The 19,812-nt window shown below is 63.4% G+C and carries 17 protein-coding genes; 14 read left to right on the plus strand and 3 right to left on the minus strand.

Annotation, left to right across the window (positions count from 1 at the left end; all coding sequences use genetic code 11):
• Nucleotides 1-443: 443 nt before the first annotated feature.
• The 3 genes from aat to infA all read left to right on the plus strand — a co-directional run bounded on the left by aat (nucleotide 444) and on the right by infA (nucleotide 2,209).
• On the plus strand, nucleotides 444-1,124 hold the full coding sequence (gene aat, locus QSV36_RS16030) for a leucyl/phenylalanyl-tRNA--protein transferase (RefSeq protein WP_289133163.1): 681 nt from the start codon (nucleotides 444-446) through the stop codon (nucleotides 1,122-1,124).
• Nucleotides 1,125-1,180: 56 nt separating this feature from the next.
• Nucleotides 1,181-1,888, plus strand: coding sequence for an arginyltransferase (locus QSV36_RS16035; protein ID WP_225778392.1), 708 nt, complete (start codon nucleotides 1,181-1,183; stop codon nucleotides 1,886-1,888).
• Nucleotides 1,889-1,990: 102 nt separating this feature from the next.
• On the plus strand, nucleotides 1,991-2,209 hold the full coding sequence (gene infA / locus QSV36_RS16040; protein ID WP_002553999.1) for a translation initiation factor IF-1: 219 nt from the start codon (nucleotides 1,991-1,993) through the stop codon (nucleotides 2,207-2,209).
• A 173-nt stretch (nucleotides 2,210-2,382) separates the two neighbouring features.
• On the opposite strand, the gene clpA is transcribed toward infA, so the two are convergent.
• Nucleotides 2,383-4,653: an ATP-dependent Clp protease ATP-binding subunit ClpA gene (clpA, locus tag QSV36_RS16045; RefSeq protein ID WP_225778393.1), complete on the minus strand. Its 2,271-nt coding sequence runs from the start codon at nucleotides 4,651-4,653 to the stop codon at nucleotides 2,383-2,385.
• Between the two features lie 30 nt (nucleotides 4,654-4,683).
• Nucleotides 4,684-5,046: an ATP-dependent Clp protease adapter ClpS gene (gene clpS / locus QSV36_RS16050; protein WP_013973290.1), complete on the minus strand. Its 363-nt coding sequence runs from the start codon at nucleotides 5,044-5,046 to the stop codon at nucleotides 4,684-4,686.
• A gap of 230 nt (nucleotides 5,047-5,276) precedes the next feature.
• Between clpS and cspD the strand changes: the two genes are divergently transcribed.
• A complete protein-coding gene (gene cspD / locus QSV36_RS16055; protein WP_289133166.1) occupies nucleotides 5,277-5,534 on the plus strand; it encodes a cold shock domain-containing protein CspD in 258 nt (85 codons plus the stop codon).
• Nucleotides 5,535-5,600: 66 nt separating this feature from the next.
• Here the strand turns inward: cspD and icd are convergent, their stop codons facing one another.
• A complete protein-coding gene (icd, locus tag QSV36_RS16060) occupies nucleotides 5,601-6,857 on the minus strand; it encodes an NADP-dependent isocitrate dehydrogenase (protein ID WP_225778395.1) in 1,257 nt (418 codons plus the stop codon).
• Nucleotides 6,858-7,273: 416 nt separating this feature from the next.
• Between icd and QSV36_RS16065 the strand changes: the two genes are divergently transcribed.
• The 10 genes from QSV36_RS16065 (at nucleotide 7,274) to QSV36_RS16110 (ending at nucleotide 19,766) form a co-directional block, all read left to right on the plus strand.
• Nucleotides 7,274-9,499 carry an NADP-dependent isocitrate dehydrogenase gene (locus tag QSV36_RS16065; protein ID WP_289133170.1) on the plus strand — a complete coding sequence of 742 codons (2,226 nt, stop codon included), beginning with the start codon at nucleotides 7,274-7,276 and terminating at the stop codon, nucleotides 9,497-9,499.
• A gap of 203 nt (nucleotides 9,500-9,702) precedes the next feature.
• Complete coding sequence (locus QSV36_RS16070) at nucleotides 9,703-10,143, plus strand: NUDIX hydrolase (protein ID WP_289133173.1); 441 nt, start codon at nucleotides 9,703-9,705, stop codon at nucleotides 10,141-10,143.
• A 59-nt stretch (nucleotides 10,144-10,202) separates the two neighbouring features.
• Nucleotides 10,203-11,327 carry a tRNA 2-thiouridine(34) synthase MnmA gene (gene mnmA, locus QSV36_RS16075; protein ID WP_289133176.1) on the plus strand — a complete coding sequence of 375 codons (1,125 nt, stop codon included), beginning with the start codon at nucleotides 10,203-10,205 and terminating at the stop codon, nucleotides 11,325-11,327.
• Entirely contained in the window at nucleotides 11,324-11,947 is a 624-nt protein-coding gene (gene hflD, locus QSV36_RS16080; RefSeq protein WP_289133178.1) for a high frequency lysogenization protein HflD, read from the plus strand. Before mnmA ends, hflD begins: the two co-directional genes overlap by 4 nt.
• A 151-nt stretch (nucleotides 11,948-12,098) precedes the next feature.
• Complete coding sequence (purB, locus tag QSV36_RS16085; protein ID WP_289133182.1) at nucleotides 12,099-13,469, plus strand: adenylosuccinate lyase; 1,371 nt, start codon at nucleotides 12,099-12,101, stop codon at nucleotides 13,467-13,469.
• 81 nt (nucleotides 13,470-13,550) lie between these two features.
• Complete coding sequence (locus tag QSV36_RS16090; protein WP_186686986.1) at nucleotides 13,551-14,717, plus strand: ribosomal protein uL16 3-hydroxylase; 1,167 nt, start codon at nucleotides 13,551-13,553, stop codon at nucleotides 14,715-14,717.
• The gene (locus QSV36_RS16095) at nucleotides 14,710-15,138 is read left to right on the plus strand and encodes a GNAT family N-acetyltransferase (RefSeq protein WP_289133184.1); all 429 of its coding nucleotides are present in this window, start codon (nucleotides 14,710-14,712) and stop codon (nucleotides 15,136-15,138) included. The genes QSV36_RS16090 and QSV36_RS16095 overlap by 8 nt, the downstream gene beginning before the upstream one ends.
• A 165-nt stretch (nucleotides 15,139-15,303) precedes the next feature.
• Nucleotides 15,304-17,262 carry a DNA topoisomerase III gene (locus QSV36_RS16100; protein ID WP_289133186.1) on the plus strand — a complete coding sequence of 653 codons (1,959 nt, stop codon included), beginning with the start codon at nucleotides 15,304-15,306 and terminating at the stop codon, nucleotides 17,260-17,262.
• Between the two features lie 262 nt (nucleotides 17,263-17,524).
• Complete coding sequence (locus QSV36_RS16105; RefSeq protein ID WP_289133188.1) at nucleotides 17,525-18,814, plus strand: NAD(P)/FAD-dependent oxidoreductase; 1,290 nt, start codon at nucleotides 17,525-17,527, stop codon at nucleotides 18,812-18,814.
• 106 nt (nucleotides 18,815-18,920) lie between these two features.
• A complete protein-coding gene (locus tag QSV36_RS16110) occupies nucleotides 18,921-19,766 on the plus strand; it encodes an alpha/beta fold hydrolase (RefSeq protein WP_289133191.1) in 846 nt (281 codons plus the stop codon).
• The last annotated feature ends 46 nt before the right edge of the window (nucleotides 19,767-19,812 follow it).

The following is a 19,812-nucleotide window of genomic DNA, read 5'->3' on the forward strand; positions in this document are numbered from 1 at the left end:
ACGCGTCTATTCCTGCGCGTGCTGCGCGTCCAATAGTGATCGGCCGGCGGTGCGGCCAATGAACCACTACTTTTAACATTACTGCCCGCCGGCCGCCATGGCGGGGCGCCGTATGGGGGCTTGGCCGGGGACGACTTTCACATAGCTGCAATTTGACCACGCATTGTCTTCTGTGACAAAGGCTTATGCTGTGTTTTTGCACAGGTGTGACAGCAAATGTAGCGGATGGTGCCTGTGCATTGCTGAATGTGTAGGAAATTGCTTTTTTCATCGCCTGTGCCGGCCATTTAGTGGCCATGCCCCTTGCCACGAGCCAGGTGCAAACCGTGATGGCTGCTGGGTTCCCGTGGGAGCGGGCATCCCCGCGAAGCAGCCAAAGAGATTGACCCTGCTTGCCACCCAAGCCATGCTGCCCGCTCCCCTCCCCCACCGCACGATAGACCATGCTCACCTGGCTGACCCGCGACTCGCTGACCTTCCCACCCCTGGAAAAAGCCCTGCACGAGCCCAACGGCCTGCTGGCCGCCGGCGGCGACCTGAGCCCCGAGCGCCTGGTGCAGGCTTATCGCCATGGCTGCTTCCCCTGGTACCAGGATGGCCAGCCGATCCTCTGGTGGTCACCCGACCCGCGCACGGTGCTGTTCCCGGACCAGCTGCACGTTTCGCGCTCGCTGGCCAAACTGATGCGCCAGGGGCGCTACCAGGTCAGCTTCGACACCGACTTCGCCGCCGTGATCACTGCCTGCGCCGCCCCCCGCGACTACGCCGATGGCACCTGGATCACCGACACCATGCGCGCCGCCTATTGCGAACTGCACCGGCGCGGCATCGCCCATTCGGTCGAGGTACGTCAGGACGGTGAACTGGTCGGCGGCCTGTACGGCCTGGCCATGGGCCAGCTGTTCTTCGGCGAATCGATGTTCAGCCGCGCCGACAATGCTTCCAAGGTCGGCTTCGTGACCCTGGTCAACCACCTGCGTCAGGCCGGCTTCGTCCTCATCGACTGCCAGATGCCGACCAACCACCTGCACAGCCTCGGTGCCGCGGCCATCAGCCGCGCCGAGTTCGCCGGCTACCTGGCCCGCCACCTCGACCAGCCCAACAGCGCCACCTGGGTTGCCTAGGCGAGTTCCCATAGCTGGCATACACTTAAAACAAAGTCTCACCGAGGGGGTTGATCATGACAGAGTTGGCGCGGTTGAAGTTCTATGCCACTCAGCCCCACTCCTGCAGCTACCTGCCCGATGAACAGGCCACCACGCTGTTCCTCGACCCCAGCCAGCCGATGGACGTGCACGTGTACGCCGATTTGTCGGAGATGGGCTTCCGCCGCAGTGGCGACCACCTGTACCGCCCGCATTGCCAGAACTGCAATGCCTGCGTACCGGCGCGCATCCCGGCGGCGCGCTTCATTCCCAACCGCCAGCAACGGCGCATCCTCAAGCGCAACGCCGACCTGACCGTGACCGCGGCACGCCCAGCGTTCAAGGAAGAGTACTTCGACCTGTACCGGCGCTATATCGAAACGCGCCATGCCGACGGTGACATGTACCCGCCCAGCCGCGACCAGTTTGCCACCTTCCTGGTGCGCGACCTGCCGTTCTGCTGGTTCTACGAGTTCCGCCTGGAGGGCCGCCTGATGGCGGTGGCCGTGTGCGACCTGCTGCCCAACGGCCTGTCGGCGGTGTACACCTTCTACGAGCCGGAAGAAGAACGCCGCAGCCTGGGCCGCTTCGCCATCCTCTGGCAGATCACCGAAGCCCTGCGCCAGGACCTGGAGGCGGTCTACCTGGGCTACTGGATCAAGAACTGCAAGAAAATGAACTACAAGACGCAATACCGGCCTATCGAACTGTTGATCAATCAGCGCTGGGTTACCCTCAACTGAAAGGCATTGGCTTGACACACAATTTTCGGGCATAATCCACGCCACTTTTTTGCCCGGTGCGGTTATGCGTCGGGCCAACACTGGATCCGAGGGCTCTACTGCATGTCGAAAGAAGACAGCTTCGAAATGGAAGGTACTGTCGTCGACACCCTGCCCAACACCATGTTCCGCGTGGAGTTGGAAAACGGGCACGTCGTAACCGCGCACATCTCCGGAAAGATGCGCAAGAACTACATCCGCATTCTGACTGGCGACAAGGTCCGCGTCGAACTGACGCCGTACGACCTGAGCAAGGGCCGCATCACCTACCGTGCGCGCTAAGCTCAAGCCATGAAAAAGCCCGGCCATGTGCCGGGCTTTTTTGTGCCTGTGAAACTTCAGGCTTGCATCGCACCTTGTGGGAGCGGGCATGCCCCGCGAAGCAGACTCCGCGTGGCATGGCACCGGCTTCGCCGGTGTTCGCGGGGCAAGCCCGCTCCCACTGGGCCCCGCTATCAGGCCACCTCGGCCGTGGTTTCGAAGTCGAACACCAGTTCGCCATCGCGCAGGTCGACGTGCACCACGCCGCCATGCTCGGCCAGCTCGCCAAACAGGATCTCCTCGGCCAGCGGCCGCTTGATCTTGTCCTGGATCAGCCGTGCCATCGGCCGCGCGCCCATCTGCACATCGTAGCCCGAGGCCGCCAGCCAGCCGCGGGCGGCATCGCTGACCTCCAGCAGTACGCGCTTGTCTTCCAGCTGCGCCTGCAGTTCGATAAGGAACTTGTCGACGATGCTCTTGATCGTCTCGTGGCTCAGGCGGCCGAACTGGATGATGGTATCCAGGCGGTTGCGGAACTCCGGCGTGAAGCTCTTGCGGATGACTTCCATGGCGTCGGACGCATGGTCCTGATGAGTGAAGCCGATCGAGGCCCGCGCGGCGGTTTCGGCACCGGCGTTGGTAGTCATGATCAGGATCACGTTACGGAAGTCGGCCTTGCGCCCGTTGTTGTCGGTCAGGGTGCCGTGGTCCATCACCTGCAGCAGCAGGTTGAAGACTTCGGGGTGAGCCTTCTCGATCTCATCGAGCAGCAATACGCAATGCGGTTGCTTGGTGATCGCCTCGGTCAGCAAGCCACCCTGGTCGAAACCGACGTAACCGGGCGGCGCACCGATCAGGCGCGACACGGTGTGGCGCTCCATGTATTCGGACATGTCGAAGCGCACCAGTTCCACACCCAGCGCCTTGGCCAGCTGCCGTGCTGCTTCGGTCTTGCCGACGCCGGTCGGGCCGGCGAACAGGAACGAACCCACCGGCTTGTCTGGCGACTTGAGGCCGGCACGCGACAGCTTGATGGCGGTGGCCAGCGAATCGATGGCCGCATCCTGGCCGAACACGGTCAGCTTCAGGTCGCGCTCAAGGTTGCGCAGCAGCTCCTTGTCGGAACTGGTGACATGTTTTGGCGGAATTCGCGCGATCTTGGCGACGATGTCCTCGACCTGCGGCACGTCGATACGCTTCACCCGGCTGGCTTCCGGCTGCAGGCGCTGGTAGGCACCGGCTTCGTCGATGACGTCGATGGCCTTGTCCGGCATGTGCCGGTCATTGATATAGCGCGATGCGAGTTCGGCGGCGGCGCGCAAGGCTTCGTCGCTGTACTCGATGTTGTGGTGGCTTTCGAAGCGCCCTTTCAGGCCACGCAGGATGCCCACGGTGTCTTCCACCGACGGCTCGCTGACATCGACCTTCTGGAAGCGCCGCGCCAAGGCGCGGTCTTTCTCGAAGATGCCGCGGAACTCCTGGAACGTGGTCGAGCCGATGCAGCGGATTTCACCCGACGACAGCAGCGGCTTGAGCAGGTTGGACGCATCCATCACCCCGCCCGATGCTGCACCGGCACCGATGATGGTATGGATCTCGTCAATGAACAGGATCGCCTGCGGGCGCTTGCGCAGCTCGCCGAGCAGCGCCTTGAAGCGCTTCTCGAAGTCACCACGGTACTTGGTACCGGCCAGCAGCGCACCGAGGTCGAGGGAGTACACCACGCTCTGCGCCAGCAGGTCGGGCACCTGGCCATCGACGATACGCTTGGCCAGGCCTTCGGCGATGGCGGTCTTGCCCACGCCGGCCTCACCCACCAGCAGCGGGTTGTTCTTGCGTCGGCGCGCCAGGATCTGCGCCACGCGCTCCACTTCCTGCTCGCGACCGACCAGCGGGTCGATACGGCCAGCACGGGCCAGCTCGTTCAGGTTGCTGGCATAGGCGTCCAGCGGGTTGCTCGAAGAGGCGGTATCGCCGCCCTCATCGTCCTGCATTTCCTGGTCGTTTTCGGAATGCGAACCATGGCCCGGCACCTTGGAGATGCCGTGGGCGATGTAGTTGACCACGTCGATACGGGCCACGCTCTGCTGCTTGAGCAGGAACACGGCCTGGCTTTCCTGTTCGCTGAAGATCGCCACCAGCACGTTGGCACCGGTGACTTCACGCTTGCCCGAGCTCTGCACATGGAACACGGCACGCTGCAGCACGCGCTGGAAGCCCAGGGTCGGCTGGGTCTCGCGGTCTTCGTCGTTGACCGGAATCAGTGGGGTGGTGGAATCGATGAACTCTTGCAGGTCGTGCTTGAGCTTGTCGAGATTGGCGCCACAGGCGCGCAGAACGGTCGCGGCAGCCTCATTGTCAAGGAGTGCCAGCAGCAGATGCTCGACGGTCATGAACTCATGACGCTTCGAACGGGCCTCCTTGAAGGCAAGATTGAGGGTGACTTCGAGCTCGCGGTTTAACATAGCTTCACCTCATACCCAAGTGGTCGGCTTTTAACCGTCCTTCTCGATTTCACAGAGTAGCGGATGCTGGCTTTCCCTGGCGTATTGGTTGACCTGCATAGCCTTTGTTTCGGCGATGTCACGGGTAAACAATCCGCACACTGCCCGCCCTTCGGTATGGACGGTCAGCATGATCTTGGTCGCCAGCTCGCGGTTCAGATTGAAGAACGTCTCGAGCACTTCGACGACGAAATCCATCGGCGTGTAGTCATCGTTGAACAAAACCACCTTGTACATCGGTGGCGCCTGCAGGATCGGCTTGGCTTCCTGAACCGCAAGACCTGAGCCGTCGTCCTCATTCGATTGCGGGCGATCCTGATTGAATGTTAGTCGAATCTCACTAGGTGCATGCATGGAAAGAATTTCATCATGAGCGACAGGTTAAGGTTGTGGGTTGACTGCAAAAGCCGCCACTGGAGCACGCGCCGCGTGACCTTGACTAACGGCAAAACGGTGTTACAAACAATAAGAACCCACCGTGGTCGATAAAGATCCGCGCAGTCAACCAGATTTTTCGCAAGGTTCGTATGCGGATGAAGTGGATGATACTCCAGTGATGGAGTCCTTTGCAGAGGGACATAGGGATGGCAAGCGGTAAAGTCAAGTGGTTCAACAATGCCAAGGGCTATGGGTTCATCAATGAAGAGGGCAAGACCGAAGACTTGTTCGCTCATTATTCGGCCATCCAGATGGACGGTTACAAAACCTTGAAGGCCGGCCAGGCGGTAAGCTTCGAGATCGTCCAGGGGCCCAAAGGCCTGCATGCGGTGAACATCAGCGACAAGGCCACGACCACCGCCGCCGCCAGCGCTCACTCGGCCGACAGCCCCGCCGACGCCTGACTGCACGTCACCTGCCGGCGCATGAAAAACCGGCCGCCTCCATGAAGCGGCCGGTTTTGCGTTGCCTTACATATGCTTGATCATTTCGTCGCCGAAGCCCGAACTGCTGACCAGCGTGGCACCGTCCATCAGTCGCTCGAAGTCGTAGGTCACCGTCTTGGCGGCAATCGCGCCATTGGTGCCCTTTATAATCAGGTCGGCGGCCTCGGTCCAGCCCATGTGCCGTAACATCATTTCGGCCGAGAGAATCACCGAGCCCGGGTTGACCTTGTCCTGCCCGGCATACTTGGGCGCAGTGCCGTGGGTCGCCTCGAACATGGCCACGGTGTCGGACAGGTTGGCCCCCGGCGCGATGCCGATGCCGCCCACCTCCGCTGCCAGGGCGTCGGACAGGTAGTCACCGTTGAGGTTGAGGGTGGCAATCACGTCGTATTCGGCCGGGCGCAACAGGATCTGCTGCAGCATGGCGTCGGCAATGGCGTCCTTGACGATGACCTCGCGGCCGCTCTTGGGGTTCCGGAACTTCATCCATGGGCCGCCATCGAGCAATTCGGCACCGAACTCGTCACGCGCCACTTCGTAGCCCCAATCCTTGAAGGCGCCTTCGGTGAATTTCATGATGTTGCCCTTGTGCACCAGGGTCAGCGATTCGCGGTCGTTGTCCACCACGTATTGCAAGGCCTTGCGCACCAGGCGCTTGGTCCCCTCGCGGGAGACCGGCTTGACGCCGATGCCGCAGTCCTGGTCGAAACGGATCTTGGTGACGCCCATTTCTTCCTTGAGGAACTTGATCACCTTGTTCGCCTCGGGCGAGCCGGCCTTCCACTCGATGCCGGCATAGATGTCCTCGGAATTCTCGCGGAAGATCACCATGTCGACGTCGCCAGGCTTCTTCACCGGGCTTGGCACGCCCTGGAACCACAGCACCGGGCGCAGGCACACGTACAGGTCGAGTTGCTGGCGCAGGGCTACGTTGAGCGAGCGGATACCGCCGCCCACCGGCGTGGTCAGCGGCCCCTTGATCGACACCACGTAATCCCGCACCGCATCGAGGGTTTCCTGCGGCAACCAGGTGTCCTGGTCGTACACCTGGGTGGCCTTCTCACCGGCGTACACCTCCATCCAGGCGATCTTGCGCTTGCCACCATAGGCCTTCTGCACGGCGGCGTCGACCACCTTGATCATGACCGGCGAGACATCCACGCCAATCCCGTCACCTTCGATGTAGGGGATGATCGGATTGTCAGGCACGTTGAGCGAATGGTCGGCATTGACGGTGATCTTGGCGCCGTCGGTCGGAACCTTGATTTTCTGGTATCCCATGCTTGCACTACTCCGCTGTCGGGTATGTGTGTTTGGACATCTGCAATCCAATGAGACTAAACCACATCTGCCGAGGTGCAAGGCATGCGACAACCGACCACATTGCGGGTACGTCTTTGGTCTTATAAATGGGCCGATATCACTTGGCCTTGCTGATTAGCCCGAATGGTTTGGTATACTGCGCCGCGACCGAAGGGTCATCGGGGCGATCCCTTGGAAAATGCGGACCGCCCTCGGCCATGAACGGCCACTAAGCCTGGGCTGTTACCGCAGTTCAGCACTTGACGCTCGACTGATGCATCCACCATCACCGCTCGCAGCCTCTCGACTTTCCGCTCATGGCGCTGCCAGGGCGATGCGCCTACCCTGCGCACCACGAGACTCGAGCACGCTCAGCACACAGAGAGTTAACCCGCATGCCCACCCGTTCCAAGATCATCTATACCTTCACCGACGAAGCCCCCGCCCTCGCCACCTACTCGCTGCTGCCGATCATCGAAGCCTTCACCGCCTCGGCTGACATCGCCGTCGAAACCCGCGACATCTCCCTGGCTGGCCGCATCCTCGCCGCCTTCCCGGAGCAACTGGGCGCAGAGAAGCAAGTAGGCGATCACCTGGCGGAACTGGGCCAGCTGGCTACCACCCCCGAAGCCAACATCATCAAGCTGCCGAACATCAGCGCCTCGGTACCGCAGCTGAAAGCCGCGATCAAGGAACTGCAAGCCAAGGGCTACAACATCCCTGACTATGCCGACGAGCCAGCTACCGCGGAAGAGAAAGAATCCCGCGCCCGCTACGACCGCATCAAGGGTTCCGCCGTGAACCCAGTCCTGCGCGAAGGCAACTCCGACCGCCGCGCACCGCTGTCGGTGAAGAACTACGCGCGCAAGCACCCGCACAAGATGGGCGCCTGGGCTGCCGACTCCAAGTCGCACGTTGCCCACATGACCCAAGGCGACTTCTACGGCAGCGAGAAAGCCGCACTGATCGAAGCCGACGACACCCTGCGCATCGAACTGGTCGGCAAAGACGGCAGCACCACCGTGCTGAAGGAAAAGACCGCCGTCAAGGCAGCTGAAGTCATCGACTGCGCCACCATGAGCCGCAAGGCCCTGAAAGCCTTCATCGCCGAGCAGATTGCCGATGCCAAGGCCTCCGGCGTACTGCTGTCGGTGCACCTGAAAGCCACCATGATGAAGGTCTCCGACCCGATCATGTTCGGCGTCATCGTCGAAGAGTTCTACAACGACGTACTGGCCAAGCACGCCGCTGCTCTGGCCGAAGTAGGCTTCAACGCCAACAACGGCATCGGCGACCTGTACGCCCGCATCAAGGACCTGCCAGTCGAGAAGCAGGCCGAGATCGAAGCCGACATCCAGGCCCTGTACGCCCAGCGCCCGGCCCTGGCCATGGTCAACTCCGACAAGGGCATCACCAACCTGCACGTGCCGAGTGACGTCATCGTCGACGCCTCGATGCCGGCCATGATCCGTGACTCGGGCAAGATGTGGAACGCCGCCGGCGAACTGCAGGACGCCAAGGCCGTGATCCCGGACCGCTGCTACGCCGGCATCTACCAGGCCACCATCGAAGACTGCAAGGCCAACGGTGCCTTCGACCCGACTACCATGGGCAGCGTGCCGAACGTTGGCCTGATGGCGCAGAAGGCCGAAGAGTACGGTTCCCACGACAAGACCTTCCAGATCAAGGCCGACGGCGTCGTGCGCGTGGTCGATGGCAAGGGCAACGTGGTGCTGGAGCAGAACGTCGAAGCCGGTGACATCTTCCGCATGTGCCAGACCAAGGACGCGCCGATCCAGGATTGGGTCAAGCTGGCCGTCAACCGCGCCCGCCTGAGCAACACCCCGGCCGTGTTCTGGCTGGACCCGGCCCGCGCCCACGACGGCGTGATGATCGAGAAGGTGCAGAAGTACCTGAAGGATCACGACACTTCCGGCCTGGACATCCGCATCCTGGCCCCGGTCGACGCCATCAAGTTCTCCCTGGCCCGCATCCGCGAAGGCAAGGACACCATCTCGGTGACCGGCAACGTGCTGCGTGACTACCTGACCGACCTGTTCCCGATCATGGAACTGGGCACCAGCGCCAAGATGCTGTCGATCGTGCCGCTGATGAACGGCGGTGGCCTGTTCGAAACCGGCGCCGGCGGTTCGGCGCCGAAGCACGTGCAGCAGCTGGTGGAAGAGAACTTCCTGCGTTGGGACTCGCTGGGTGAATTCCTGGCCCTGGCCGCTTCCCTGGAGCACCTGGGCAACACCTACGACAACCCGCGCGCCAAAGTGCTGGCCAACACCCTGGACCAGGCCACCGGCAAGTTCCTCGACACCAACAAGTCGCCTTCGCGCAAAGTCGGTGGCATCGACAACCGTGGCAGCCACTTCTACCTGACCCTGTACTGGGCCCAGGCCCTGGCTGCGCAGAACGACGACGCCGCGCTGCAGGCGCGCTTCGCGCCACTGGCCAAGACCCTGACCGAGAACGAGGAGACCATCGTCGCCGAGCTCAACGCCGTCCAGGGCAAGCCGGCCGACATCGGTGGCTACTACGCCCCGGATGCCGAGCTGACCGCCAAGGTGATGCGCCCAAGCCAGACCCTGAACAGCGCCATTGCCGCCCTGTAAGGTTCGCTTGAAGTAACCGCACAAACCCCGGCCACGCACCGGGGTTTGTGCTTTCTGGACCTTGGGGCTGCCTTGCAGCCCTTTGCGAGCACGCCCGCTCCCACAGGAAAAGTGCTTCCAGCCAGGCTGGCGCATCACTTGTGGGAGCGGGCGTGCCCGCGAAGGGCCGCACAGCGGCCCCCTCAATCGACAAGGAAACAGCAATGACCTGGCAACCCCATATCACCGTCGCCACCATCGTCGAGCAAGACGGCAAGTTCCTCTTTGTCGAGGAATTCAAGGCAGGTGCGCACGTCTTCAACCAACCCGCCGGCCACCTCGAACCCAACGAAACCCTGCCCCAGGCCGCCCTGCGCGAAACCCTTGAGGAAACCGCCTGGGAGGTCGAACTCACCGGCGTAGTCGGCATCTACCTGTACACCGCGCCCAGCAACGGCGTGACCTACCAGCGCATCTGCTTTGCCGCCCGCCCCGTGCGCCACCACGCCGACCTCGCCCTGGACAGCGACATCGTCCGCGCCGTGTGGCTGACCCGCGAGCAACTGCTGGCCGACCCGGCTCGCTGGCGCAGCGAACTGGTACCGCGCTGCCTCGACGACTACCTCAAAGGCCCGCTGCACAGCCTCGACCTGCTGCGCGACTGACGTGGCGCCGCGGGTTTGATAGAATCGGCGCTTTTCCCCCCTGATACACACCGGTAACCATGACCAGCCCAGCACTCAAAGACCCCGCCAAGACCCGCGTCATCGTCGGCATGTCCGGCGGCGTGGACTCTTCCGTCTCCGCCCTTCTGCTCATGGAGCAGGGCTACCAGGTGGAAGGGCTGTTCATGAAGAACTGGGAAGAAGACGACGGCACCGAATACTGCACTGCCCGTGAAGACCTGGCCGACGCCCAGGCCGTGTGCGACCGCATCGGCATCAAGCTGCACACCGCCAACTTCGCCGCCGAATACTGGGACAACGTGTTCGAACATTTCCTCGAGGAATACAAGGCCGGCCGCACGCCCAACCCGGACATCCTCTGCAACCGCGAAATCAAGTTCAAGGCGTTCCTCGACTACGCCCTGTCGCTGGGTGCCGACCTGATCGCCACCGGCCACTACGTGCGCCGCCGCGACACCGGCGAACTCACCGAACTGCTCAAGGGCCTGGACCCGAACAAGGACCAGAGCTACTTCCTACACGCCGTCGGCGGCAAGGAAATCGCCCGTACGCTGTTCCCGGTCGGCGAACTGGAAAAGCCCGAAGTGCGCGCCATTGCGGAAAAGCACGGCCTGGCCACCGCCAAGAAGAAGGATTCCACCGGCATCTGCTTTATCGGCGAGCGCCGTTTCAGCGACTTCCTCAAGCAGTACCTGCCGGCCCAGCCGGGCAACATCGAAACCACTGACGGCGAAGTGATCGGCCGTCACCACGGCCTGATGTACCACACCATCGGCCAGCGCCAGGGCCTGGGCATTGGCGGCCTGAAGGATGCCGGTGACGAGCCATGGTACGTGCTGCACAAGGACCTGGCGCGCAACGTGCTGGTGGTCGGCCAGGGCAACGAACACCCGTGGCTGTTCTCCCGTGCCCTGCTCGCTTCGGACATCTTCTGGGTCAACCCCGTCGACCTGAGCAGCCCGCGCAGGCTGACGGCCAAGGTGCGCTACCGCCAGGGTGACCAACAGTGCACCCTGGAACGCACGGCAAATGGTTATCGCGCAGTGTTCGACGAACCACAACGCGCCGTTACCCCTGGCCAATCGGTGGTGTTCTACGACGGCGAAGTGTGCCTGGGCGGTGGCGTGATCGAGGCCGCCGAGCCGTGGAGCCCTCGCGCATGAGCAGCCTTCAAGAGCAGCTGATCGCATTGGGCGGTGTGTTCCAGGCTGCAGTGCTGGTGGACCGTATCGCCCGTACCGGCCAGGCCAGCGAGGCCAACATTGGTTGCATGCTGGGCAGCCTGCTGGTGCGTGACCCCAAGGACACCCTCGAGGTGTTCGGCGGCGACGACCTCAACCTGCGCGACGGCTACCGTGCGCTGGTCGGCGCCCTGGAACGCGACCCCAGCAGCCTGCAACGCGAGCCGCTGCGCTATGCCCTGTCGATGCTCGGCCTGGAGCGCCAGTTGAACAAGCGCACCGACCTGCTCGAGACCATCGGCAACCGCCTGCCGCAAATCCAGTCCCAGGCCGAGCATTTCGGCCTGGTTCACGAAAACGTCATCGCCTCCAGCGGCGCCTTGTACCAGGACACCCTGAGCACTTTGCGCCAGCGTATCCAGGTGCATGGCGACATGCGCTTCCTGCAGCAGGCCAGCAACGCCTCGAAGATCCGCGCCCTGCTGTTGGCCGGTATCCGCGCTGCCCGCCTGTGGCGCCAGCTGGGGGGCCATCGTTGGCAGCTGGTGTTCAGCCGGCGCAAATTGCTCAACGAACTGTACGACATGATGCGCAGCAGCTGATCCGACGAATTGCATTATCCACTGTGGGAGCGGGCTTGCCCGTGAATGCTGTGCTGGATTTACCGGCCATGCGCGGGCAAGCCCGCTCCTACAGGCAAAATTCATGTATGATATGCGCCCTTCCAAAAGCCTGACTGTCCGAGAACACCCCATGCAGCTCTCTTCGCTCACTGCGGTTTCCCCTGTAGACGGCCGTTACGCCGGCAAAACCCAGGCCTTGCGCCCCATTTTCAGCGAATTCGGCCTGATCCGTTTCCGCGCCCTGGTCGAAGTGCGCTGGCTGCAGCGCCTGGCCGCCCACCCGCAGATCGGCGAAGTGCCGGCGTTCTCCGCCGAAGCCAACGCCCTGCTGGACAGCCTGGCCAACGATTTCAAGCTTGAGCACGCCGAACGCGTCAAGGAAATCGAGCGCACCACCAACCATGACGTCAAGGCGATCGAATACCTCCTCAAGGAGCAGGCCGCCAAGCTGCCTGAGCTGGCCAAGGTCAGCGAGTTCATCCACTTCGCCTGCACCAGCGAGGACATCAACAACCTGTCCCACGCCCTGATGCTGCGCGCCGGCCGTGACGAAGTGCTGCTGCCGCTGATGCGCCAGATCGCCGACGCCATCCGCGCCCTCGCCCACGCCCATGCCGACGTGCCGATGCTGTCGCGCACCCACGGCCAGCCGGCCTCGCCGACCACCCTGGGTAAAGAACTGGCCAACGTCGTGTACCGCCTGGAGCGCCAGATCGCCCAGGTTGCCGCCGTACCGCTGCTGGGCAAGATCAACGGTGCCGTAGGCAACTACAACGCCCACCTGTCGGCCTATTCGCAGATCGACTGGGAGCAGAACGCCCGCGCCTTCATCGAAGACGAGCTGGGCCTGCAGTTCAACCCGTACACCACCCAGATCGAGCCGCACGACTACATCGCCGAGCTGTTCGACGCCATCGCCCGCTTCAACACCATCCTGATCGACTTCGACCGTGACGTGTGGGGCTACATCTCGCTGGGCTACTTCAAGCAGAAGACCGTCGCCGGCGAAATCGGCTCGTCGACCATGCCGCACAAGGTCAACCCGATCGACTTCGAAAACTCCGAAGGCAACCTGGGCATCGCCAACGCGCTGTTCCAGCACCTGGCCAGCAAGCTGCCGATCTCGCGCTGGCAGCGCGACCTGACCGACTCCACCGTGCTGCGCAACCTGGGCGTGGGCTTCGCCCACAGCGTCATCGCCTACGAAGCCAGCCTGAAAGGCATCGGCAAGCTGGAAGTCAACGAAGCCCGCATCGCTGCCGACCTGGACGCCTGCTGGGAAGTGCTGGCCGAGCCGATCCAGACCGTGATGCGCCGCTTCAACATCGAGAACCCCTACGAGAAGCTCAAGGAGCTGACTCGCGGCAAGGGCATTACCCCGGAAGCGCTGCTGACCTTCATCGACGGCCTGGATATGCCAGCCGAAGCCAAGGCCGAGCTCAAGCAGCTGACCCCGGCTACCTACATCGGCAACGCGACAGCACAGGCCAAACGCATCTAAGCTGAGCGTCGCGTTCAACGCCCGGCCTGGCCGGGCGTTTTTATTCACGGACGAAAATTACATTTTTTCAATAGGTTGAACATGAATCCTGATACTCCACTGCAGCTGCTCGGCGGCATCTCGGCCCGCGAATTCATGCGCGACTACTGGCAGAAGAAGCCGCTGCTGGTGCGCCAGGCCTTCCCGGACTTCATCAGCCCGATCGACCCCGACGAGCTGGCCGGCCTGGCCCTGGAAGAGGAAGTCGAGTCGCGTATCGTGCTTGAGCACGGCGCGCACCCGTGGGAGCTGCGCCGCGGCCCGTTCAACGAAGACACCTTTGCCGAGCTGCCGGAAAAGGACTGGACCCTGCTGGTGCAGGCCGTCGACCAGTTCGTCCCGGAAGTGGCCGAACTGCTGGAGAACTTCCGGTTCCTGCCCAGCTGGCGTATCGATGACGTGATGATCAGCTTCGCCGCCCCCGGTGGCAGTGTCGGCCCGCACTTCGACAACTACGACGTGTTCCTGCTGCAGGGTCACGGCCAGCGCAACTGGAAGATCGGCCAGATGTGCAGCAGCGACAGCCCGCTGCTGGAGCACGCCGACCTGCGCATCCTCGCCGCCTTCGAACAGAGCGAAGAGTGGACCCTGGAGCCGGGCGACATGCTCTACCTGCCACCGCGCCTGGCCCACTATGGTGTGGCCGTGGACGACTGCCTGACCTATTCGGTCGGCTTCCGTGCCCCCAGCGCCGCCGAAGTGCTGACCCACTTCACCGACTTCCTCGGCCAGTTCCTGCCCGATGAAGAACGTTACAGCGACGCCGACGCCCAGCCGGTCAGCGACCCGCACCAGATCCAGCACGACGCCCTCGACCGCCTCAAGGCCCTGCTCGACAAGCACATGAGCGACAAGGACCTGCTGCTGACCTGGTTCGGCCAGTTCATGACCGAGCCGCGCTACCCGGAACAGATCGTTGGCGAAGACCTCAGCGAAGAAGAACTGATCGACGCCCTCGAGCAAGGCGCCATCCTGATCCGCAACCCGAGCGCACGCCTGGCCTGGTCCGAGTTCGAAGACGACCTGCTGCTGTTCGCCAGCGGCCGCAGCTGCCCGCTGCCGGGCAAGCTGCGCGAGCTGCTGAAGCTGGTCTGCGCCGCCGACGCGCTGCACATCGACAACCTGGCCGAGTGGCTGCAGGATGAAGACGGCCTGATGCTGGTACAGCAGTTGGTGAAACAAGGAAGCCTGGGGTTTGCCAATGAATAGAATCAGTGTGCGCTTGGCCGACTGGCACAAGGACAACGTCGATATTCGCCGTATTCGCGAAGCCGTGTTCGTTGCCGAACAGCACATTCCGCCGGAGCTGGAGTTTGACTCGGAAGACCAGGAGGCGCTGCATTTCCTGGCCCTGGAAGGCGACTACCCGATCGGCACGGCCCGCCTCCTGGCCGACGGCACCATCGGGCGCATCTCGGTGCTCAAGGACTGGCGTGGGATGAAGGTTGGCGATGCGCTGGTCAATGCGGTGATCGCCGAAGCGCAGAACCGCGACCTGAAGCAGCAGATGCTCAGCGCCCAGGTGCATGCCACGCCGTTCTACGAGCGGCTGGGCTTCCGCGTAGTCAGCGAGGAATTCCTCGAAGCCGGCATCCCGCATGTGGACATGGTGCGCGATTCGCGCGTCTGATCTTGCCCTGCCCCGGCCCCTTCGCGGTTGAACCCGTGAAGAGGCCGGCACAGGCCAGCGACATGCTTGCTGACAAAAAGCTGTACATCCATCCAGATAAAACTTGCGTCCGCGCCCTCGCTTGCGCATCCTAGCGCCCATCACCCCGATGAAGCGTTCCCGGCCATGCGCCTGTTCCTCTGTGAAAAACCCTCCCAGGCAAAAGACATCGCCAAAGTGCTCGGCGCCAACCGCAAGGGCGACGGCTGCTGGCAAGGCACCGACGTCTGCGTCACCTGGTGCATCGGCCACCTGCTGGAAACCGCCCCGCCTGACAGCTACGACGAACGCTACAAGCGCTGGAACCTGGTCGACCTGCCGATCATTCCGGAACAATGGAAGATGCTGGTCAAGCCCAAGACTGCCAGCCAGTTCAAGGCGGTCAAGCGCCTGCTCGGCGAAGCGCGGGAACTGGTGATCGCCACCGACGCCGACCGTGAAGGCGAGATGATTGCCCGCGAACTGGTCGAGCATTGCCGTTATCGCGGCCCGGTGCAGCGCCTGTGGTTGTCGGCACTGGACGACGCCTCCATCCGCAAGGCCCTGGCGCGCCTGCTGCCGGGCCACGAAACCTTCAACCTGTACCACTCGGCGCTGGGGCGCTCCCGCGCCGATTGGCTGATCGGCATGAACATGAGCCGGCTGTTCACCTTGCTGGGCCGCCAATCCGGCTACCAGGGCGTGCTACCGGTGGGCCGGGTGCAAACACCGACCTTGCGCCTGGTGGTCGACCGCGACCGCAGCATCGCCGACTTCGTACCGGTGCCGTTCTGGGCCATCGACGTGCAGCTGGAACATGCCGGCCAAGGCTTCAACGCCCAGTGGCGCGCGCCCGAAGACGCCTGTGACGACCAGGGCCGCTGCCTGAAACAGGACCTGGCACGGCAGGCCGCCGCCGACATCAACCAGGCCGGTACCGCCCGGGCCGTAAAAGTGGCCACCGAGCGCGTGCGCGAAGCCGCGCCGCTACCCTTCGACCTGGGCACCCTGCAGGAACTGTGCTCGAAAAAGTTCGGCCTCGGCGCCCAGGAAACCCTCGACATTGCCCAGGCCCTGTACGAAACCCACAAGCTGATCACCTACCCGCGCAGCGACTGTGGCTACCTGCCGCAAAGCCAGCACGGCGAGGCGCCGGCCATCCTCGCCGCCCTGCAACGGGCCGATGCCAGCCTGGCACCGCTGCAGCCCCACCTGCAGCCGCAGCGTCGCTCGCGGGCCTGGAACGATGCCAAGGTCAGCGCCCACCACGGCATCATCCCGACCGCCGCCGCCAGCGACCCATCGCGCCTGCCGGCCAAGCACAAGGCGGTGTATACCCTGATCCGCGCCCGCTACCTGGCGCAGTTCCTGCCCAGCCACGAATACGACCGTACCCAGGCCGACTTCGACTGCGCCGGCCACGCCCTGCGCGCGGTGGGCAAGCAGATCGTCGAACCCGGCTGGCGCCGCGCCCTGCCCGAGGCGCTGACCCCGGCCAAGGGCCGCGAAGCGCCGCCGGCCCAGGTACTGCCAGCGCTGCGCGAGGGCCAGGACTGTGCGGTGCAAGGCCTGCAACTGAAAGACCTGTGGACCCAGCCGCCCAAGCCATTTACCGAGGGCGACCTGATCAAGGCGATGAAGAACGTGGCCAAGCTGGTGGAAGACCCGCGGTTGAAACAGAAGCTCAAGGAAACCACCGGCATCGGCACCGAGGCGACCCGTGCCAGCATCATCCAGGGCCTGCTCGACCGTGGCTACTTGGTTAAGCATGGCAAGGCCCTGTCCGCCACACCTGCCGCCTTCAGCCTGATCGACGCCGTGCCCCGCGCGATTGCCGACCCCGGTACCACGGCAATCTGGGAGCAGGCGCTGGACATGGTGCAGAGCGGCGAAATGACCCTGGAGGAATTCGTCGCCCGGCAGTCGGCGTGGATGGGCAAGCTGGTGGAGCGCTGCAGTGGTATGCGCATGACTATCAGCGGGCCAGCAGCCGGGGCTGCGCCGCCCTGGAAGAAGAAGCGCCGGGGTGGTGGGAAAAGCAAAGCGGCTGGAAGTAAAGCGGCCGCCAGCAAGCCGCGACAACCCAGGAAAAAGGCCTCAACCTGAAAACCTTTGCACTGCCGTTAGCGGCCTCTGCGCGGGCAAGCCCGTTCCAGGGATCGCACACCGTTCAAGATTCATGCGGCACTGGCACTGCAAGAATCAAAGGCAACAGGAGGAACCTGTGGGAGCGGGCTTGCCCGCGAAGAGGCCGGTACAGGCCGCCCCTTCCAGCCACCATGGAACCCGCCCTGACGCATTGGCACGATGAAATTTAACTGCTAAATTTTCATGAAAATAATCACAATAATTTTCATGGGAACCCTGCATGTTCAAGCAATCCGCCCAGCACGTTGCCAGCTACTACGCCCGAACCTACCCCGCCAGCATTCCCCTGCGCCCTACCCTGCAAGGCAGCCACGACACCGAAGTGCTGATCATCGGCGCCGGTTTCAGCGGCCTGCACACCGCTCTGCGCCTGACCCAAGCTGGCAAGCGCGTGACGCTGCTGGAAGCCAGCCGCGTGGCCTGGGCCGCCTCCGGTCGCAACGGTGGCCAGGCCTTGCTCGGTTGGTCGTGCGATATGCCGCCACTGGAAAAGGCCTTGGGCGTCGAACGCAGCCAACGCCTGTGGACCAGCATGTGCTGGGCTGCCGACGAGATGCGCGAACTGCCCGAGCGCCATGGCTTCGACATCGACTACCGGCTGGGTAGCCTGTGGACCGCCGTGCTGCCGCGGCGGGTGAAGGTGCTGGAAGAAGCCCTGCACGCCGCCGAACACAAATGGGGCTACGACGCACTGCGCCTGATCGGCCGCGACGAGCTGCCGCAATGGATCGACAGCCCGCGCTACCAGGCCGCGCTGTACGACGCCAAAGGCGCCCACCTCAACCCATTGAAGCTGGCCCTGGGCCTGGCCTGCACCATCGAAGCCGGCAGCGGACGTATCTTCGAACAAAGCCAGGTACTCGACTATCAACGGACCGGCAGCGGCTACATCGCCCGCACCGAGCGTGGCGAAGTGCGCAGCGACGTGCTGGTGCTGGCCTGCAATGCCTACATCGACCGCCTCGACCGCAACCTGTCGCGGCGCTTGCTGCCGGTCGGCTCCTACCAAGTCGCCACCGCGCCACTGGATGCCGAGTTCGCCCTGTCGCTGCTGCCACGCAACAGCTGCGTGATCGACAACCAGTTCGTGCCCGACTACTTCCGCCTCACCCCCGACCACCGCCTGCTGTTCGGCGGCGGCTGCACCTACCTCGGGGGTATTCCCAGGGACGTCGCCAGCGCCACCCGCCCCTACCTGGAGCGAGTGTTCCCGCAACTGGCCGGGGTGGCCATCGATTACGCCTGGGGCGGCCATATCGACTGCAGCATGCAGCGTACCCCGGACGTCGGTCGTGAAGGCCAGCGCTACTGGTTGCAAGGTTTTTCCGGGCATGGTGTGCTGCCGACCCTGGCCGCCGCGCGGGCGGTGAGTGACGCCATCCTCGGTGACGATGACCTGCTTTCGCTGTACCAGGGCCTCGACAACGGCCGCTTCCCGGGCGGCGACCTCATGGCCGCACCGCTGGAAGCCGCCGCCAAGGCCTGGTACCGCATGCGCGACCGCATCTGAGGGCATCCGTGTCGCCTACGCAGGCGACACAAAATCCCGATAGCCGCCCAAATCCCGCCTATGCTCATTAGCTCCCTTCGGTTCCTGCCCCACAGGAGACACGACCATGAGCTATGTAACCACGCAGGACGGCGTACAGATCTTCTACAAGGACTGGGGCCCGCGCGATGCGCCGGTCATTCACTTCCATCACGGCTGGCCGTTGAGCGCCGATGACTGGGACGCGCAGATGCTGTTCTTCCTTGCCCATGGTTACCGTGTGGTCGCTCACGACCGCCGTGGCCATGGCCGCTCCAGCCAGGTATGGGACGGCCACGACATGGATCACTATGCCGACGATGTGGCGGCAGTGGTAGCCCACCTGGGTATCCAGGGCGCCGTGCATGTCGGCCATTCGACCGGTGGCGGCGAAGTGGTGCGCTACATGGCCCGCCACCCCGGCGACAAGGTCGCCAAGGCCGTACTGATTGCCGCCGTACCGCCACTGATGGTGCAGACAGCCGCCAACCCGGGCGGCCTGCCCAAGTCGGTGTTCGACGGCTTCCAGGCCCAGGTTGCCAGCAACCGTGCGCAGTTCTACCGGGATGTGCCGGCTGGGCCGTTCTATGGCTACAACCGCCCCGGTGTCGAAGCCAGCGAAGGCATCATCGGCAACTGGTGGCGCCAGGGCATGATCGGCAGCGCCAAGGCCCATTACGATGGCATCGTGGCGTTTTCCCAGACCGATTTCACCGAAGACCTGAAGGGCATCACCCAGCCGGTGCTGGTGATGCATGGCGACGATGACCAGATCGTGCCGTATGAAAACGCCGGGTTGCTGTCGGCGAAGCTGCTGCCCAACGGCACGCTGAAGACCTACAAAGGCTACCCGCATGGCATGCCGACCACCCATGCCGATGTGATCAATGCCGATGTGATCAATGCCGATCTGCTGGCATTCATCCGTAGCTGATGGGTTTGCCAGTAGCGGCCTTTCGCGGGCATGCCCGCGAAAGGCC

The sequence above is a fragment of the Pseudomonas sp. BCRC 81390 genome, assembly GCF_030341915.1.
Classification (GTDB): domain Bacteria; phylum Pseudomonadota; class Gammaproteobacteria; order Pseudomonadales; family Pseudomonadaceae; genus Aquipseudomonas.

Coding starts and splice junctions, on each gene's coding strand:
- aat (WP_289133163.1), top strand. CDS start 444: ATGCTCACCTGGCTGACCCGCGACTCGCTGACCTTCCCACCCCTGGAA.
- QSV36_RS16035 (WP_225778392.1), top strand. CDS start 1,181: ATGACAGAGTTGGCGCGGTTGAAGTTCTATGCCACTCAGCCCCACTCC.
- infA (WP_002553999.1), top strand. CDS start 1,991: ATGTCGAAAGAAGACAGCTTCGAAATGGAAGGTACTGTCGTCGACACC.
- clpA (WP_225778393.1), bottom strand. CDS start 4,653: ATGTTAAACCGCGAGCTCGAAGTCACCCTCAATCTTGCCTTCAAGGAG.
- clpS (WP_013973290.1), bottom strand. CDS start 5,046: ATGCATGCACCTAGTGAGATTCGACTAACATTCAATCAGGATCGCCCG.
- cspD (WP_289133166.1), top strand. CDS start 5,277: ATGGCAAGCGGTAAAGTCAAGTGGTTCAACAATGCCAAGGGCTATGGG.
- icd (WP_225778395.1), bottom strand. CDS start 6,857: ATGGGATACCAGAAAATCAAGGTTCCGACCGACGGCGCCAAGATCACC.
- QSV36_RS16065 (WP_289133170.1), top strand. CDS start 7,274: ATGCCCACCCGTTCCAAGATCATCTATACCTTCACCGACGAAGCCCCC.
- QSV36_RS16070 (WP_289133173.1), top strand. CDS start 9,703: ATGACCTGGCAACCCCATATCACCGTCGCCACCATCGTCGAGCAAGAC.
- mnmA (WP_289133176.1), top strand. CDS start 10,203: ATGACCAGCCCAGCACTCAAAGACCCCGCCAAGACCCGCGTCATCGTC.
- hflD (WP_289133178.1), top strand. CDS start 11,324: ATGAGCAGCCTTCAAGAGCAGCTGATCGCATTGGGCGGTGTGTTCCAG.
- purB (WP_289133182.1), top strand. CDS start 12,099: ATGCAGCTCTCTTCGCTCACTGCGGTTTCCCCTGTAGACGGCCGTTAC.
- QSV36_RS16090 (WP_186686986.1), top strand. CDS start 13,551: ATGAATCCTGATACTCCACTGCAGCTGCTCGGCGGCATCTCGGCCCGC.
- QSV36_RS16095 (WP_289133184.1), top strand. CDS start 14,710: ATGAATAGAATCAGTGTGCGCTTGGCCGACTGGCACAAGGACAACGTC.
- QSV36_RS16100 (WP_289133186.1), top strand. CDS start 15,304: ATGCGCCTGTTCCTCTGTGAAAAACCCTCCCAGGCAAAAGACATCGCC.
- QSV36_RS16105 (WP_289133188.1), top strand. CDS start 17,525: ATGTTCAAGCAATCCGCCCAGCACGTTGCCAGCTACTACGCCCGAACC.
- QSV36_RS16110 (WP_289133191.1), top strand. CDS start 18,921: ATGAGCTATGTAACCACGCAGGACGGCGTACAGATCTTCTACAAGGAC.